At 31.3% G+C, this 17,321-nt stretch carries 17 protein-coding genes; 7 read left to right on the top strand and 10 right to left on the bottom strand.

The window, feature by feature from the left end; translation table 11 throughout:
- Positions 1 to 119 precede the first annotated feature (119 nt).
- From JOP69_RS06960 to JOP69_RS06940, 5 genes are all read right to left on the bottom strand, one after another.
- On the bottom strand, positions 120 to 1,016 hold the full coding sequence (locus tag JOP69_RS06960; RefSeq protein ID WP_203394560.1) for a Ppx/GppA phosphatase family protein: 897 nt from the start codon (positions 1,014 to 1,016) through the stop codon (positions 120 to 122).
- Positions 1,017 to 1,022: 6 nt separating this feature from the next.
- Positions 1,023 to 1,511, bottom strand: a complete 489-nt coding sequence (locus JOP69_RS06955; protein ID WP_203394561.1) for a histidine phosphatase family protein — start codon at positions 1,509 to 1,511, stop codon at positions 1,023 to 1,025.
- Between the two features lie 34 nt (positions 1,512 to 1,545).
- Positions 1,546 to 2,193, bottom strand: a complete 648-nt coding sequence (gene pdxH, locus JOP69_RS06950; RefSeq protein ID WP_203394562.1) for a pyridoxamine 5'-phosphate oxidase — start codon at positions 2,191 to 2,193, stop codon at positions 1,546 to 1,548.
- Positions 2,194 to 2,261: 68 nt separating this feature from the next.
- Positions 2,262 to 3,449 carry an NAD(P)-dependent oxidoreductase gene (locus JOP69_RS06945; protein ID WP_203394563.1) on the bottom strand — a complete coding sequence of 396 codons (1,188 nt, stop codon included), beginning with the start codon at positions 3,447 to 3,449 and terminating at the stop codon, positions 2,262 to 2,264.
- Between the two features lie 152 nt (positions 3,450 to 3,601).
- A complete protein-coding gene (locus JOP69_RS06940) occupies positions 3,602 to 5,032 on the bottom strand; it encodes a sodium:solute symporter (RefSeq protein WP_203394564.1) in 1,431 nt (476 codons plus the stop codon).
- 106 nt (positions 5,033 to 5,138) lie between these two features.
- On the opposite strand from JOP69_RS06940, the gene recR reads away from it, so the two are divergent.
- Entirely contained in the window at positions 5,139 to 5,756 is a 618-nt protein-coding gene (gene recR / locus JOP69_RS06935) for a recombination mediator RecR (protein WP_203394565.1), read from the top strand.
- Between the two features lie 66 nt (positions 5,757 to 5,822).
- Here recR and JOP69_RS06930 read toward each other — a convergent pair whose 3' ends face one another.
- The 5 genes from JOP69_RS06930 to JOP69_RS06910 all read right to left on the bottom strand — a co-directional run bounded on the left by JOP69_RS06930 (position 5,823) and on the right by JOP69_RS06910 (position 9,670).
- Positions 5,823 to 6,401 carry a CopD family protein gene (locus JOP69_RS06930; protein ID WP_203394566.1) on the bottom strand — a complete coding sequence of 193 codons (579 nt, stop codon included), beginning with the start codon at positions 6,399 to 6,401 and terminating at the stop codon, positions 5,823 to 5,825.
- A 173-nt stretch (positions 6,402 to 6,574) separates the two neighbouring features.
- On the bottom strand, positions 6,575 to 7,591 hold the full coding sequence (hemH, locus tag JOP69_RS06925; RefSeq protein WP_203394567.1) for a ferrochelatase: 1,017 nt from the start codon (positions 7,589 to 7,591) through the stop codon (positions 6,575 to 6,577).
- Between the two features lie 103 nt (positions 7,592 to 7,694).
- Positions 7,695 to 8,090: a VOC family protein gene (locus tag JOP69_RS06920; protein WP_203394568.1), complete on the bottom strand. Its 396-nt coding sequence runs from the start codon at positions 8,088 to 8,090 to the stop codon at positions 7,695 to 7,697.
- A gap of 15 nt (positions 8,091 to 8,105) precedes the next feature.
- Positions 8,106 to 8,621, bottom strand: a complete 516-nt coding sequence (locus JOP69_RS06915; RefSeq protein ID WP_203394569.1) for a TrmH family RNA methyltransferase — start codon at positions 8,619 to 8,621, stop codon at positions 8,106 to 8,108.
- Positions 8,622 to 8,782: 161 nt separating this feature from the next.
- Positions 8,783 to 9,670 (bottom strand): helix-turn-helix transcriptional regulator, encoded by an 888-nt coding sequence (locus JOP69_RS06910; RefSeq protein ID WP_203394570.1) that lies wholly within the window; start codon positions 9,668 to 9,670, stop codon positions 8,783 to 8,785.
- 204 nt (positions 9,671 to 9,874) lie between these two features.
- Here JOP69_RS06910 and hemA point away from each other — a divergent pair, with 204 nt between their 5' ends.
- The 6 genes from hemA (at position 9,875) to JOP69_RS06880 (ending at position 17,290) form a co-directional block, all read left to right on the top strand.
- Positions 9,875 to 11,110 (top strand): glutamyl-tRNA reductase, encoded by a 1,236-nt coding sequence (hemA, locus tag JOP69_RS06905; RefSeq protein WP_203394571.1) that lies wholly within the window; start codon positions 9,875 to 9,877, stop codon positions 11,108 to 11,110.
- A gap of 11 nt (positions 11,111 to 11,121) precedes the next feature.
- Entirely contained in the window at positions 11,122 to 12,714 is a 1,593-nt protein-coding gene (hemC, locus tag JOP69_RS06900) for a hydroxymethylbilane synthase (RefSeq protein WP_203394572.1), read from the top strand.
- A gap of 164 nt (positions 12,715 to 12,878) precedes the next feature.
- A complete protein-coding gene (hemB, locus tag JOP69_RS06895) occupies positions 12,879 to 13,844 on the top strand; it encodes a porphobilinogen synthase (protein WP_203394573.1) in 966 nt (321 codons plus the stop codon).
- 86 nt (positions 13,845 to 13,930) lie between these two features.
- Positions 13,931 to 15,223, top strand: coding sequence for a glutamate-1-semialdehyde 2,1-aminomutase (gene hemL, locus JOP69_RS06890; protein WP_203394574.1), 1,293 nt, complete (start codon positions 13,931 to 13,933; stop codon positions 15,221 to 15,223).
- A 156-nt stretch (positions 15,224 to 15,379) separates the two neighbouring features.
- Complete coding sequence (gene hemE, locus JOP69_RS06885) at positions 15,380 to 16,408, top strand: uroporphyrinogen decarboxylase (RefSeq protein ID WP_203394575.1); 1,029 nt, start codon at positions 15,380 to 15,382, stop codon at positions 16,406 to 16,408.
- Positions 16,409 to 16,543: 135 nt separating this feature from the next.
- The gene (locus JOP69_RS06880) at positions 16,544 to 17,290 is read left to right on the top strand and encodes an EI24 domain-containing protein (RefSeq protein WP_203394576.1); all 747 of its coding nucleotides are present in this window, start codon (positions 16,544 to 16,546) and stop codon (positions 17,288 to 17,290) included.
- Positions 17,291 to 17,321: the final 31 nt, after the last annotated feature.

Genomic DNA, 17,321 nt, shown 5'->3' with positions numbered 1-17,321 from the left:
TAAACTTGTTTTGATTTTTTAGTTCTCTTGTATGACCCCTGTTTTTTTAGTAAGTCACATAATTTGATAACAAAAATACAAAATATGTTAAAGAAATCTTAAAATAATATAAAAACTATTTATATTTTATTGTAAAAGAGGCTTTTAATAATACCATCTGATAGTCCAATTTTTGGAACATAAATTTTTCTTGCACCACTCCACTTCATAGCAGACAAGTAAATTTTGGTTGCTGGTATAATAACATCAGCTCTATCTGGGTTTAAACTTAACTCAGAAATACGTTCATCATAAGTCATTTGTTTTAAAAATTGATATTGAGCATTTAAATAAATATAAGAAATAGGTTTTCCTTCTGTACGTCCAGACATTTTAAATAACTTATTAATGTTACCTCCAGAACCAATTAAGGATACCTTTTTTAAATCTTTAGTATTTTTCTTTATCCATTTTTCTACATTGGCAAAAATCTCCTTGTTTACAGCTTTTTTGTTGCTTAGCAAACGTACTGTACCCATTTTAAAAGATTTTGAAGTAATAATTTTACCTTCAGAAAATATGGTAAATTCTGTACTACCACCACCAACATCAACATATACGTAAGAATTGCTTCCTTCTATTAATTGATTCAGATCTGTAGATGAAATAATAGCGGCTTCTTCTTTACCTCCAATAATATCAATTTTTACTCCTGTTTCTTTAAAAATTTTATCAACAACTTCTTTACCGTTTTCTGCTTCTCTCATAGCAGATGTTGCACAGGCTTTATATCTTTCTACACCATTTACATCCATTAATAATTTAAATGCTTCCATAGCATTTATCATTCTGGTTGTGTTTTTCTCACTGATAATTCCACCAACAAAAGCATCTGCACCTAAACGAATTGGCACACGTACTAAAGAAGATTTTTTAAACTGAGGCTCTTTGTCTTCAGATACTATAACATTGGATATTAACAATCTAATTGCATTTGAACCAATATCTATAGCACCATATTTTTTTATTTCTAACAAACTATTTTATTTATGGTTTTTAGGGAACTCTATCATAAACGTTTTCCCTTTTTTTAAGTTTTTCCAATGTTTATCTTCAAATTGAATGCCGACAACTCCACAAGTTGATACGTGAGAAATAGGTTTGTTACCAAACTTATTTACAAAGGTATTAATACCATGATCATGACTAAAAATAATAGCAGAATTAAAACCATCATCTAAAGCATTGACTGTTTTTACCAAATAACCATCACTAAAGCTATATAGCTGCCTTTTTACTTGTAGGTTAGATAAAGGAAATTCGAAATTTTCGCAAAAAATAATAGCTGTATGTAAGGCTCTGTTAGCACTACTAGATACAAAAACGTCTGGTCTTTTTATTTCTTTTGCTAAGAATTTAGACATTAAATGTGCGTCTTTTATTCCGCGTTTTTTTAGAGGCCTGTCAATATCTTCTATTCCTGAGTATTCCCAAGAAGATTTTGCATGTCTAACAATGTATAAAGTTTTCATTCAATTTTAATTGTTGAGTTGTAAATATAAAAATTTATGGCGCTAATCTTTCTTTTTTCCAAGAAAAATCTTCTTCTAACGTATATCTTATTCTATCGTGCATTCTATTGGGTCTCCCTTGCCAAAATTCTATAGAAATAGGTTTCACTAAATAGCCACCCCAATGCTTTGGTCTAACAATTTCTTCTCCCTCAAACTTTTTTTCAAAAGTTTTTAAAAGTGTATCTAATTCTTCTCTAGAAGAAACAATCTCACTTTGGTTAGATGCCCAAGCACCTAATTTACTTCCGTCTGGTCTCGATTCGAAATAACCATCAGATAAGTTTTTTGCTAAGATTTCTGCGTTTCCTTTAATAATAATTTGTTGTTCTAACCCAGGCCAAAAGAAAGATAAACAGATATTGTTGTTGGCGGCAATAGCTTTTCCTTTTTCTGAATTGTAATTGGTGTAAAAGATAAAACCTTCCCAAGTAAACTTCTTTAATAAAACGACTCTGCTTTTTGGGAAACCATCTAAACCAATTGATGAAACGGTCATAGCGTTACTTTCATCAACCATATTAGAGTTATCGGAATTGATAAACCAAGTTTGAAATAACTCCATGGGGTTATCTGGACAAGTGCTTTCTAAAAGTTCTTGCTTTTCGTAGGATTTTCTGTAATTACTTAAATCTTTTGACATTCTTCTGATTTCTATTAAGTAAAAATAGGGATTATTTTAAGAGTACAAACATTCTAAAACCCCCTTTTTTAATCAATTTCATTTAAATGTTTTGCTAAATAAACTCCAGAACTTGCACATGCTTGTATTAAATAGCCTCCAGTAGGTGCATCCCAATTTACCATTTCTCCAATACAGTATTGATTCGGAATTTTATCTAATTGAAAATGAGTGTCCATAGCATTTAAATCAATTCCGCCAACACTAGAAATAGCTGCGTTTAACTTTCCTAAACCTGTAATTTCTAAGGGGAAATTTTTAATATATGTTGATAAAATAATTGAATCTAAATAAGCTTCTTTAGAAAGATAAATTTTAAGTAAATCAATTTTAGAATTACTTAACTTTAATCCTTTTTTTAAAGTTTGTGTAGTATTTTTAAAGTTTGAATTTACCATTTTAGATGTAACCTGCTCTAAAGTGAAAGTGGGTTTAAAATCGATGTAAATTGTTGCTTTTTCTTCGGTTTTTAGTTGCGCTCTAATTTGCGGACTCAAAGCGTAAATAGCATTTCCTTCCAATCCGAATTTAGTAATTACAACTTCTCCTTTTTGTTTTTTATCTGCACAAGTAATGGCTATATTTTTTAATGGAGTTCCTTCGTTTTGGGTGATGAAATCTGGATTCCAATCAATTTTAAATGCACAATTTGAAGCTTCAAACGGAGCGGTATTTACACCTTTTTCTTGAAACGTTTCTAACCAGCTACCATCAGAGCCTGTAATTTTCCAACTTGCGCCTCCTAAAGAAAAAACGGTATAATCAGACGGAATAATTGCATTATTAATGATGAGATTATTTTCTGCATTCCAACCCGAAAAAGTATGTTCATATTTAAAAACGATTCCTTTTTCTTTTAAATGATTTAAAATAGTATTGATAACAGTGATTGGTTTTATGCCTTCTTCTGGATAAATCCTTTTACTACTACCAATATAGGTAGGGATTCCTATAGATTGTAGCCAATTTCTAAAATCATCATTGGTAAAACTTAATAAAGCATCTTTTAAAAAATTGGTAGGCGTATAACGTTCAATAAAATCTAGAATGGATTCTGAATGTGTAAGGTTAAAACCTCCTTTTCCTGCAACTAATAGTTTTCTACCCGCAGTTTTATTTTTTTCATAAATAGTAACCTCAAACTTTGTAGTATCTAAAAAAGCTGCTAAAAGTAGGGCGGAAGGTCCGGAGCCAATGATGGAAATTGATTTTTTCATGTTATTCATTTATAAAATGATATATGCTTGTTTTTTTAAGGTTTAAGTGGTTTTTTATTGAATTCGATAACTAAATTGATATCGAACGTTTTAATGTTTAATATCAAAATTTAGCGAAGTTATTCGAAAATAAGCTTAGAAACAAACCCTAATTACTTCTTCGCTAAATACAATCCAATAAAGGTTAAAAAGCCGTTTAAAACCAATACAAAAAAGCCAAAATCGAAACCAAGTTTTTCTTTCGAATAATAACTAATCATATAAGTAAGAACCGGAGCAATTAAACATATAGCAGGTACCAATTTATCTTTTACTTTTAATTTTGTAAACATTCCAAAAGCATATAAACCTAATAAAGGTCCGTATGTATAACCCGCAAATGTGAATATTTTTGCAATAACACTTGCATCCGCAATAAAATATTTAAAAACAAGGATCGTAGCTATCAATACCAAAGAGAAAATAATATGAATTTTCTTTCTAATTTTTTCTTGTTCGTTTTTATCTTTCTTTTTATCAATTTCTAAAATATCAATACTAAAAGAAGTGGTTAAAGAGGTTAAGGCAGAATCTGCACTAGAATAGGCCGCAGCAATTAAACCTAGTAAGAAGAAAAGGGCAGTAGCTAAACCTAAATTTCCTTGCGTTGCAATGATTGGGAAGAGTTGGTCTTTGTGAGCATCTATTCCGTTTTGTTGGGCATAATCGGTTAATAAAACACCCAATGCTAAAAAGAAAAAGTTGACGATTACCAACACAATGGTAAACCAAAACATGTTTTTTTGTGCGTCTTTTAAGTTTCTACAGGTTAGGTTTTTTTGCATCATATCTTGGTCTAAACCAGTCATAACAACAGCAATAAAAGCACCAGCTAAAAATTGTTTCCAGAAATAATTTCCGGCTTTTACATCTTCAAAAAAGAATGTTTTAGACAATTCGCTATCGGCAACGTAGGTAAAAAGGTTGTCAATTTTCATTTCGCTAGAAATGGTGTAAATACAAACACCTACAGCAATCAACATAAATAAGGTTTGTAAAGTATCTGTCCAAACAATTGTTTTTATGCCTCCTTTAAACGTGTACAGCCAAATTAATAGAATGGTGATGGAAACGGTTACCCAAAACGGAACTCCATAGGCGTCGAACAAGATTGCTTGTAAAACATTTGCTACTAAAAAAAGTCTGAATGCAGCACCTACTATTCTAGAAAGTAAAAAGAAACTTGCACCTGTTTTGTAAGAATAGTTACCAAAACGATCTTGTAAATAGGTGTAAATGGAGGTTAAATTTAGTTTGTAATAGAGTGGCAGTAATACCAAGCCAATAATTGCATATCCAACAACATACCCTAAAACCATTTGAAAATAGCTCATAGAGTCGGTTTCTATCCAACCAGGAACAGAAATAAAAGTAACTCCAGAAAGAGAAGCTCCAATCATACCAAAAGCTACTAAGTACCACGGTGAAGAATTGTTTGCTTTAAAAAAGGTTTTATTGTCGGCAGATTTTCCGGTGATGTAAGAAATGCCTATTAAAACAGTAAAATAAGCGACTATTAAAAGGAGTATATAAAGTGGTTGCATTTGGTAAATTACGAATTACGATTTAACAAATACGAAGATATACTTTTTTAAATTTTTAATGTATTATTTCGTAATTGATAATTGATAATTCGTAATTTTGCAAGCTATGGATTTTTCATCAAAACTTTTAGAAAATGCAGTAAATGAGGTGTCTCGTTTACCAGGAATTGGTAAGAGAACAGCATTGCGTTTGGTATTGCATTTATTAAAACAACCTTCTGATAATACTAAGTTTTTATCTGAGGCATTGTTACACTTAAGAAATGATGTAAAAACTTGTGAAAAATGTCATAATATTTCGGATACGGAATTGTGTGATATTTGCAATAACGTAAAAAGAAATCCAGAAATTGTTTGTGTGGTAGAAGATATTAGAGATGTAATGGCTATAGAAAGTACGTCTCAATTTAATGGATTGTACCATGTTTTAGGAGGTAAAATTTCTCCGATTGAAGGTATTGGTCCTCAGAATTTACAAATAGAAAGTTTAATTAGAAAAGTAGAAAGTGGCGAAGTAAAAGAATTGATTTTTGCGTTAAGTTCTACGATGGAAGGAGATACGACCAACTTCTATATTTTTAAACAAATAGAAAAATTTGAAATTACAACTTCTACAATTGCTCGTGGAATTTCTGTGGGTGACGAATTAGAGTATGCAGATGAGGTTACTTTAGGTAGATCTATTGTAAATAGAATTCCGTTTGAACAGAGTATAAGAAGTTAAATATTAGTATTCAGTTGGCAGTATGCAGTCAACAGTGTTGAACTGAGACTGCTAACTGAAGACTGCTTACTTTTTATCTTCCAAAACCTCTCTCTCAGCTTTTTCCCAAGATTTTTTGGCTCTAATTTTTTTGTAGAGTCTAATTCCTAACATTAATAATACTCCAAAAAGGATGATTCCTACAACGCCCCATATCCAATTAATGGCAGATTGTAGTGTAACTAAAAATACTACTGCAAATAGGATAATGGTTGCAACCTCGTTCCATATTCTAAGTTGAAAAGCAGTATATTTTATTACATCATTTTGTAATTGCTTGTAAATTCTCTGACAAGAATAATGGTAAAAGTATAGCGCTAAAACAAATGCTAATTTTACATGCATCCAAGGCATTTTTAAGAAATACGGATTTTGATACAACATCCAAAAAGCAAAAACACTTGCTAAAATTGCGGAAGGCCACGTAATCATGTACCACAATCTTTTACTCATTAATTTGTATTGAGTTTGTAAAATTTCTTTTGCAGGTTCTGGTTTTTTCTCTGCTTCTATATGATAGATGAATAAGCGAATAATGTAAAATAAGCCAGCAAACCAAGTTACTACAAAAATAATATGTAATGCTTTTACGTATAGAAAGTCCATAAAATGTATTTAGTTTTAATTGATGCTTTTAGTCTGCAAATATGTTTAGCCCTGATTGAAATGCCATCCTTTTTTTATTTTTCTTAAAAAAAGATACAATGGAAAGCAGGAAATAGCTTCTAATAATTTTGATAAATTTCAGTTGACGACTATAAACTGCAACTGAAAACTGTTTACTTATCTTTCCAGTTGTTAATCCATTTTACCATCACATCTACCCAATCATCATTATCATTCATACAAGGGATGTGTTTGTAATCTGTACCTCCAAATTTTAAGAATTCATCTTTTCCTTCCATGGCAATTTCCTCTAGCGTTTCTAAACAATCGGCTACAAATGCAGGGGTAATTACGGCAAGTTTCTTTTTACCTTCGGATGGGAATTTCTCTAATTCGAAATCTGTATAAGGTTTTAACCAAGGATCTTTTAATAAACGAGATTGAAAAGAATTGCTATACGTTCCTTCTTTTAAGTTTAAGGTTTTAGCAATTTCTTTAGTGGTTTCAAAACATTGATGTCTGTAACAGGTATGGTGTGCTACAGAATTACGCTCGCAACAAGAACCGTCTATTTTACAGTGGTTTTTAGTAACATCAGATTTTAGAATATGACGCTCTGGAATACCATGATATGAGAATAAAATATGATCATAATCAAACCCTTTTAAATGATTGGCAATGTTGTTACTCATTGCTTTTATATAATCTGGCTCGTTATAAAATGCTGGTAAAACGTCTAATTTTACTTGTGGATATTTCTTAGCGATAATTTGTTCTGCTTTTACAACTACAGTCTCGTAAGATGACATTGCGTAATGCGGATATAAGGGCGCTAAAAATATTTCTGTAACACCTTTATCTACCAATTCTTTTATTCCGTTTTCCATAGTCATAGAACCGTAACGCATTGCTAAAGCAACAGGTAAGTCTACCTTTTTTACAAGTTTATCTGTAAATCTTTGAGATATTACAACTAGGGGAGAACCTTCTTTCCACCAAATTTTTTTGTAAGCGGCACCAGACTTTTTAGGACGTGTATTTAAGATGATTCCGTTTATAAGTAGCCAACGTTTCCAATACGGAATGTCAATTACACGTTCATCCATTAAAAATTCACCTAAATATTTTTTTACATCTTTGGTGTCTGTAGAATCTGGAGATCCTAAATTGTTTAGTAATATTCCTTTCATTTAAAAAAGTTTCAAAGTTTCAAAGTTTCAAAGTTTTTAAGGTTGAAAAAATGGACTTTTGTTAATTTAATTATTTTTTGTTATTCTGAATTGGTTTCAGAATTTATGGTTTTGTTAATGTGTATTCAGTAATTTGTTTTTCAAATTTTTCGCTATCCTTAAAAGCACATAAATTCCCATCCGGATCTTGAAATTTGGCTATGGTTCCCCAAGAATGTTCTTTATAATCTACTTTTATATTATTTAAAATTAAATTATCTGCAACCTCTTTTACGTTAGATACATTTAATCTTAAACATGTTTTAAATCTTTCATTTTTTGTTTCAATGCCTTTGTATTCATCATCTAACTCTATCATTAGATAAGCATTTCCAAACTCAAAACAAGTCAAATTTTCACCTTCAAACATTTTTTGCAAATTTAAGATGTTCTCATAAAAATTTATACAAGATTTATAATTAATCGTATATAAAACGATGCCAGTTCTATCTAATTTCATTTTTTTGCTTACTGCTTACTGCTTACTGCTTACTGCCAACTGATTGGTTACTTCATACAGCGTAATTGCCAAACTATGTATAACATTCATGCTAGAATTTCTTCCATACATAGGTATTGCTACCGTTGCATCCACTAAATTAATGTTTTCAATACCATTTCTTTCACTTCCCAAAAGTAAAACGATTTTTTCAGAATTTTTAAAATTAAAATCTTGAATATCGATACTTTTATCAGTAATTTCTATTCCAATAATGGTATTTCCGTCTTGTTTTAAATCAGTTATAAGTTTGTCAAAATCGTTGTAAACTTCATGTTCTATTTGATTTACCGTATTTCTTGCCGTCTTTTTTACAATTCTGTTTTCTGTAGAAGGTGAGTTCTCATGAAAATAAATTTTTTGTACACCAAAACTTTCAGAAATTCGAAAACACATTCCTATGTTTTCTGGGGTTCTAATTGCATCGCAAACAATTGTTATAGGAAATTGCTTTTGATTGTTTTCTATGTCGTAATGTGTTAGTTGTTCCATTAGCTTCTTTTATTTTCCTCAGGGGAAAACTCATACTTAATTACTTCTTCTTTTATTATAAATTTTCTTCAAACTAAAATTAAAAATACTTTTAGTGCTCTTTTTACCATTCTATTTCCTTAACAGTTTCTTCCCTTTAGGAAGTTTAAGATGGGCTAAGGTTAGGATTGGTTTATACTTTGTGTATGTTTCTTTGGGGTTGTGCCAAATTTCTTTTTAAAAGCCGCAATAAAATGACTCGATGTACTGTAACCTACTTTTACACCAACTTCATTTACATTAAATTGATTGCTTTCTAATAATTTTCTAGCATATTCCATTTTATAATCTAGCAGAAAACTATAAACCGTATCTCCATAAATTTGTTTAAACCCTTCTTTTAATTTTTTAATATTTAAACCAATTTCGTTTGCTAATTCTTGTAAACTTGGTGGTTCTGCCATTCTAGCAATAATAATTTCTTTGGCGTTTCTAATTTTTAAGACGTTTTGTTCATCAACTAAAAAGGGACAAAATTCACCTTCAGGATTTTCTTCTTTTTGAAAATGAAGACTTAATAGTTCATATACTTTTCCTCTAACATACAAGTCTCTAATAGAACTGTTTGTTTTAGAATTGATAATTTGTTGTAGTACAATTGATACAGAATGTTTTATTTCTGTATCATCATAATATTTTTTGTTACTATTCTCATCACTTAAAAAAGGAATGTAACCGGATTCTTTAGAGAATAAAGCGTGAAATTTTTCAATAGAAATTAATAGTGAAACCAAGGTGGTTTTAGGTTGAATTTCTAAGTTGATAGGTAAAACACCTTGCGGATTGTATAATAAAATGGCTCTATTGTCTAATACATCAAACGAATACGTGCCATTATTAAATAAAAATTTAGATTTTCCTCTTAAACAAAAATGAATCTGTATAAAAGCGTTATTAATTTTGCGTTCAAAACTTTCAATTTTATTACTTTCGTTCTGAAAATGAAGCACATAAAAACCTTTTTCTAAAGTAATTTCTTCAAAAGTACTTTCTCCGACATTTTTGAACATAAGTTATCTTTTTAGTTTCAATTATTTTATTTAGAATGATTCTATATAAAAATAAGCAAAAACTCAATTCTTTAGCAAAAGTAATGCTTTTCAGATGTTTTATAAATAAAAATGAAGTAAAAAACATATAACGTTATAAAAAGTCCTTTAAGCGACATTTTTTTCTAATTGAAGTTTATACTTTTGTCCAACTTTAAGAATTATATGCAAGAGCACAGGCAAGAGCACTTTTATAATATTGGCGTTAGTTACAAAAAGGCGGATGCTAAAACGCGCGGAAAATTTTCTTTATCCAAAGAAAATCAAACCTCGTTGTTACAACTTTCTAAAGAGAGAGGCTATAAAGGGATCTTTATTATATCTACTTGTAATAGAACCGAGATTAGTGGTTTTGCAGAAAGACCTTGTCAATTAATAGAATTATTGTGTGAATTTTCTGAAGGAACCATTCAAGAATTTGCAAAAGTTTCTAATGTTTATAAAAACCAAGAAGCCATACAGCAATTATTTAGAATTGGTACCGGATTAGAAAGTCAGATTTTGGGAGACTACGAAATTGTAGGTCAATTAAGGCAATCTTTTAAATTAGCTCAAAAAAACAATACAACAAACGCATACATAGAAAGATTAATAAATAGTGTTTTACAGGCAAGTAAACGCGTAAAGAACGAAACAAGATTAAGTTCTGGTACTACTTCTGTTTCTTATGCGGCTGTGCAGTATATCATTAAAAATTTACCCGATTATAATTCTAAAAATATTTTAGTTTTTGGTTTGGGTAAAATGGGGAAACATACGTGTAAAAATTTAGCAGAATATACTAAAAATAAACAAATTTGTTTAATCAATAGAACTGAAGAAAAAGCTGCTGAATTTGTAAAAGAACATGCGGCTATTAGAAAGTCTTTGATAGAGAATTTATCAGAAGAAATAGAAAAAGCAGATGTTTTAATTGTTTCTACCGGTGCAGATAAGCCTACGATTACCAAAGAACACATTTCTAAAAATAAAGAGTTACTTATTTTAGATTTATCAATGCCAGAAAATGTAGCAAAAGAAGTTACGTATTTAGAAGGTATTTCTTTAGTAAATGTAGATGAGCTTTCTAAAATTACAGATGAAACTTTAGCGGTTCGTCAACAAGAAGTGCCGTATGCAGAAGCAATTATAGAAACGCATAAAGCAGAGTTTAATGAATGGTTAAATCATAGAAGATTTACACCTGCCATTGCTGCTTTAAAGAAATCATTAGAAAATATTACAAGCGACGAAATTAATTTTCAGAAGAAAAAAATTGCAGGTTTTGATGAAAATCAAGCCGAAATTTTAACGTCACGTTTTATTCAAAAAATAACTACCCAATTTGTGAAACATTTAAAAGATGAAGAAACATCTGTTTCGCAAAGCCTCCAAGTAATTAATAAGGTTTTTAAATCTTAATAAAAAACTCCATGCAGAAAATAATAAGAATAGGAACTCGCGATAGCCAATTGGCTCTTTGGCAAGCTAATAAAGTACGTAAAGAATTAACGGAATTAGGCTATGAGTCAGAGTTAGTACCAATAAAATCTTTGGGGGATATTGTTTTAGACAAACCTTTATATGAATTAGGTATTACCGGTGTTTTTACTAAAAATTTAGATGTTGCCATGTTAAATGGTGATATTGATATTGCTGTACATTCTTTAAAAGATGTTCCTACTGTTTTACCTGAAGGAATTATACAAGCTGCTGTTTTAAAACGTGCAGATTATATAGATTTGTTGGTTTTAAAAGATAACGAAGAGTTTTTTGGGCAACCAAATGGCGTTATTGCAACAGGAAGTCTACGTAGAAAAGCAATGTGGTTAGACCGTTATCCAACGCATAAAGTAGAAGATTTACGTGGAAATGTAAATACTCGTTTAGAAAAATTAGAGAATAGTGAAACTTGGAACGGAGCCATTTTTGCTGCCGCAGGATTAGAAAGATTAGGCTTAAGAGATGCAGAAGCAATTCCGTTAACATGGATGATTCCTGCACCCGCACAAGGAGCAATTATGGTTGCTTGTTTAGAAAAAGACGATTTTGTAAAAGATGCTTGTGAGCAATTAAACCACTACGAAACCAAGGTTTGTGTTGGAGTAGAAAGAGAGTTTTTAAAACTTTTAGAAGGAGGTTGTTCTGCACCAATAGGCGCTTTGGCTTATGTAGATGCAAGAACTGAAGAGGTTGTTTTTAAAGGTGTTTTATTAAAAAAAGACGGTACTAAAAAAATTACGGTTACTAAAAATGCAAAATTAGGAAGCCATCGTTATTTGGCTAAAGATTGTGCTGATTATGTAATTAATAAAGGTGGAAAAGAGTTAATGGCAGAAGATGCCGAAGAAGCTGTTGCACCATTACAAAATATCTATTCTACTAAAAAATTATCGGAACTACAGAAAGAAATTTTATCGGATACAATTGGTATAAAAGACAGCGATTTTATTAAAATTCGTTTTAATAGAATTCCACCAAAGGTGATGAAAAACGAAATTGAAAACGTTGTTATCACGAGTCAGAATGGAGTAGAAGCGCTTTTAAATTCTTTCACAAGAGATGAAATGAATTTTAAGAATATCTATTGTGTTGGTAGAAGAACAAAAAAACTAATTGAAAATAGAATTGGTAAAGTTGCTCATGCTGCTAAAAATGCTCAGAAATTGGCAGAATATTTAGCGGCTGAATTAGAAACTAAAAATGTAACTTATTTTTGTAGTAATGTAAGATTAGATGTTTTACCAGCTTCTTTACAAGCACGTGATATTACTGTAAATGAAGTTGAGGTTTATAAAACGATGTTAAGTTCAGAAAAAATAGATGATGAAGTTTCTGGCGTTTTATTTTATAGTCCGTCTGGTATAGAAAGTTATTTAGAAGAAAATAATCAGGATAGGGTTGCGTTCTGTATTGGAGAAACAACAGCAAAAGAAGCTAGAAAATATTTTGATAAAGTTGAAGTTGCAAACTTACCTAGTGTAGATAGTGTTCTAGAATTGGTGAATTTGTATTACTCAAGATAATTATTTGGACGTTTTAACAGGCTTTCATTGTATCTTTTTTCGAAAAAGAAAAAAGGTTAAGAATATCCGAAGATATTAGAACGGAGGAAACTCTTAACGCCAATAACAAGTTTACAAACATCCTGAAAGGTTTTTTGAAATCTTGAAGGAGAAAAAATAGAGGAATGTTTCGTACAAGAAGATTAAGAAAATCAGAAGGAATTAGAAGATTAGTTAGAGAAACTAAATTATCTGTAGATGATTTTATCTATCCACTTTTTATTGAAGAAGGAGAAAATATAGAAACAGAAATTGTTTCTATGCCAGGAATCAAACGTTTTTCTTTAGATCGGATTTCTAAAGAATTAGACGAAGTAGTTGAATTAAATATTCCTGCTGTTTTGTTATTCGGAATTCCATCTACAAAAGATGATGAAGGAACTGAAACTTGGAATGATAACGGAATTATGCAACAAGCAATTCGTTTTATCAAGAAAAATTACCCAAGCTTATATGTAATTACAGATGTTTGTTTTTGCGAATATACTTCTCACGGTCATTGTGGAATTATACATGATAATGATGTAGACAATGATGCTACGTTAGTCAATATTGCCAAACAAGTTATTTCGCATGCAAAAGCAGGTGTAGATATGGTTGCACCATCTGGTATGATGGATGGAACGATTGATATGATTCGTCAGTCTTTAGACAATACAGGTTTTGTAAACTTACCAATTATGGCATATTCTGTAAAATATGCATCTGCTTTTTACGGACCTTTTAGAGATGCAGCAGATTCTGCACCTACTTTTGGAGATAGAAGAACCTATCAAATGGATCCATCTAACAGAGATGAAGGAATGCGAGAAGCTACTTTTGATGATCAAGAAGGAGCTGATATTTTAATGGTGAAACCTGCATTATCATACTTAGACATCATTAGAGATTTAAAAAACAGTTTCGATCGTCCGATAGCATGTTATAATGTAAGTGGAGAATATGCAATGGTAAAAGCTGCTGCAGAAAAAGGTTGGATTGATGGCGAAAGAGTAATGATGGAAAGTTTACTGTCTATGAAAAGAGCAGGAGCAGACATTATTATTACGTATTTTGCAAAAGAAGCAGCGAGAGTATTATTAAAAAAATAGCCTTTCGGTTTTAGCTGTTAGCATTTTGCGAATAGCCAAAAGCCAAAAGCCAAAAGCCAAAAGCCAAAAGCCAAAAGCCAAAAAACATGGAATTCAAGAAATCAGAGAAATTATATAATAAAGGATTAAAACATCTTGTTGGAGCGGTAAATTCTCCAGTAAGAGCATTTTCATCTGTAGGTGGTAATCCGTTGTTTATTAAAAAAGCAAAAGGGAGTAAAATCACAGATGTAGATGGTAATAAATATGTAGATTTAGTACTTTCTTACGGACCAATGATTTTAGGTCACAGACATAAGAAAGTGCAAAAAGCAGTTGAAAAAGCTTTGAAAAAAGGATATTCTTTTGGAGCATCAACAGAAAACGAAATCAAATTAGCAAAAATAGTTTGTGATGCTTTTCCAGGAATGGATAAGGTTCGTTTTGTAAATTCTGGTACCGAAGCTGTTTTAAGCGGAATCCGTTTGGCAAGAGCATTTACCGGAAAAGATAAAATTATAAAATTTGCAGGTTGTTATCATGGGCATCAAGATGCTTTATTGGTTGCGGCAGGTTCTGGTTTAATTACTTTAAGTTTACCTGGCTCTAAAGGAGTGCCAGAAGGCGCTGTAAAAAACACCTTAATTTCTAATTATAATGATTTAGATAGTGTAAAAAAACACTTTGAAAATGACGATAATATTGCCGGTGTAATTATTGAACCAATTGCGGGCAATATGGGTGTTGTGGTTCCTGAAGATAATTTCTTAGTAGAATTAAAAAAATACTTAGAATCTAAAGGAGCATTATTAATTGTTGATGAGGTAATGACAGGTTTCCGTTCTAAATTTGGTGGAGCGCAAGAATTATTGGGTGTAGAAGCAGATATTACCTGTTTAGGTAAAGTTATCGGTGGAGGTTTCCCTGTAGGAGCATATGGAGCAAGAGAAGAAATTATGCAAGAAGTTGCACCTTTAGGCGGAATGTATCAGGCAGGAACTTTGTCTGGAAATCCAATTGCAATGGCAGGCGGAATTGCAACTTTAACAGAGTTAAAAAAGCAAAATCCATATAAACAATTTGAAGAAATTGGTAGTATACTAGAAGTAATTTTATTAGAAACAGCTAAAAAGTACAATGTTCCTTTAACAGTAAATAGGTTTGGTTCTATGTTAAGCCCTTTCTTTGTAAATAGCGAGGTGACTAACTTTGTAGAGGCACAATTATCTCATACAGATCAATTTGCTGTTTTCTTTTGGGAAATGATCAAAAACGGAGTTTTCTTACCGCCAAGTCAGTTTGAAGCATGGTTTTTATCATCAGCTTTATCAGACAAGGATATTAAAAAAATTAGTAAAGCAATTGATGCAGGAATGTTAGCTGTATCTAAAATGAAATAAAAAAACCGTCATTACCAAGAAGAAAGTCGAATTAATCTGTTGTTTATAACTCTAGATTGCTTCATTACATTCACAATGGCGTTTAACACAATCAAAAATAGCTAAAAGCCAAAGCCAAAAGCTAAAAGCGAATAGCGAATAGCAAAAAGCTACATAATGATAAAAAACGATTTATTTTTAAGAGCCTTAAAAGGAGAAACTGTAGACCGTCCGCCCGTTTGGATGATGCGTCAGGCAGGAAGATATTTACCAGAATTTCAAGAAATCAAGAAAAAGTATGATTTCTTTACACGTTGTCAAACTCCAGAGTTAGCATCAGAAATAACGGTGCAACCAATTCGTAGATTCGGAATGGACGCTGCAATTTTGTTTTCAGATATTTTGGTAATTCCACAAGCAATGAATATTCATGTGGAAATGAAACCAGATTTCGGACCTTATTTACCAAATCCTATTCGTACTCAAAAAGATTTAGATTCAGTAATTGTTCCAGATATTCAAGATACTTTAGGCTACGTAATGGAAGCTATTAAAGCAACCAAAGAAAAGCTAAATGATGAAGTGCCATTAATTGGTTTTGCAGGTTCACCTTGGACAATTCTTTGTTATTGTGTTCAAGGACAAGGTTCTAAAAACTTCGATAAAGCAAAAGAATTATGTTTTACAAACCCTGTGGTAGCACATTCTTTATTGCAAAAAATTACAGATACAACCATTGCATACTTAAAAGCAAAAGTTGAAGCAGGAGTAGATGCTGTTCAGGTTTTTGATTCTTGGGGAGGAATGTTGTCTCCGGTAGATTATCAAGAATTTTCTTGGCAATATATGCAGCAAATAATCGATGCTTTAAAAGAGAGTACTCCGGTAATTGCTTTTGGTAAAGGTTGTTGGTTTGCGTTAAATGAAATGTCTAAATCGGGCGCTGCTGCGTTGGGTGTAGATTGGACATGTTCTGCTAGAAATGCTCGTTATTTATCAGGAGGAAAAATTACGTTACAAGGTAATTTCGATCCTACAAGATTATTTTCTCCTCCGGCAGTCATCAAAAAAATGGTGCATGAAATGATTAATGAGTTTGGTAAAGACAGATTAGTTGTAAACCTTGGTCATGGTATTTTACCAAATATTCCGTTAGAAAATGCAAAAGCATTTATAGATGCGGTAAAAGAATATAAAGCTTCATAGAAAAATAATTTGGGCGTTACCACACAAAAAAGTGTGGTCGCGCTTGAAGTTTATATTGAGCGCAGTCGAAATATTGTATCTTTTTGCGAAAAGCAAAAAGGATGCCACTTCAATCGCTAACGCAAGCCAACGCAAATGATTAAAAATATACTTTCAGGAATAAAAGCCTACGTTGGTGCTTTTAGTTTAATCTCTAAACTAAAACTCTGGAAATATTTTTCCATTCCAATAATTATAAGTCTAGTAACAGCAACAATTATAGGTTTTACGTCCTACGGTTTGTCAGATAATATTGGGCACTTTATATCTAAAATTTGGATTTGGGATTGGGGAAAAGAAACATTTACAACCATAACCTCTGTAATCGGAGGGCTCTTTGTTTTGGTTATTGGGTTTTTATTGTACAAACATATTGTAATGGCTTTATCAGCGCCGTTTATGAGTCCTGTTTCAGAAAAAATAGAAATCCATATCAATGGAGATTTAAAACACAATCACAGAGAAACTACTTTTCAAGAACAATTAGTAAGAGGAATTAGAATTAGTTTTAGAAACATTGGTAAAGAATTATTGTTAACAATTCCGTTGTTATTATTAAGTTTTATACCTATTATAGGATTCGGTTTTACCGCTTTATTATTTTTGGTACAAGCTTATTACGCAGGTTTTGGTAATATGGATTATACCTTAGAAAGACATTTTAATTATAAAGACAGTGTTAATTTTGTTGGAAAAAAGAAAGGTTTTGCTATTGGAAATGGAATTGTTTTTATGCTGTGTTTGTTAATTCCTGTTTTAGGAATTATTCTAGTTTTTCCACTTTCTGTAACAGCGGCATCTGTAAAAACCGTAGCGTTATTAAATTCAGAAAATAGTAAGTGAATCTTTTAAAAAAATACGATAAACCTTTTGA

The organism is Polaribacter sp. Q13 (assembly GCF_016858305.2).
Lineage (GTDB): Bacteria > Bacteroidota > Bacteroidia > Flavobacteriales > Flavobacteriaceae > Polaribacter.
This window is presented reverse-complemented; position numbering and strand designations above follow the sequence as displayed.